We start from the raw sequence: 468 nt of genomic DNA on the forward strand, positions 1-468 counted from the left end.
CGAACAGGCGCAAAGCCAGCTGGACGCGGCCTTGGGCCTGAGCCAGAGCCTGGGCGACACCGCCACCGGCCAGCAGGCCGACACCATGGAAACCGGGCCGGAGGAAATCGGTCCGGACAACGCCAAAGCCGCCAAGAAAACCGAAGGCCATCTGCAACACCAGGCCGCGGCCTTGAAAGCCTGGGAAGCCGGCTCCAACACCGACAAAGACGGCAAGACCGCAAAAGACCAAGCCGGCCAGCAACCGCTGATCGTGCTGTCCGCGCCGGCCGGCATCGCCAGCCTGAGCCAGCAAAGCCAGACTCTGGCGGCCGGCACCAATCTGGACCTGGTGGCGCAGCGCGACACCAACCAGACCAGCGGCCGGCGCTGGCTCCACAATGTGGGCCAGCACATCAGCCTGTTCGTCGCCGGGGTCAAGGACCAGATCGCGCTGAAGCTGATTGCGGCCAAAGGCAAGATCCAGGT

General features: G+C 66.0%; 1 protein-coding gene. It reads left to right on the forward strand.

What is annotated here, in order from left to right; translation table 11 throughout:
• Positions 1 to 468 (forward strand): DUF2345 domain-containing protein (locus VK98_RS22570; RefSeq protein WP_048416169.1); only part of this gene is annotated, 468 nt, incomplete at both ends.

It is taken from the genome of Chromobacterium sp. LK11 (assembly GCF_001043705.1).
Lineage (GTDB): Bacteria > Pseudomonadota > Gammaproteobacteria > Burkholderiales > Chromobacteriaceae > Chromobacterium > Chromobacterium alkanivorans.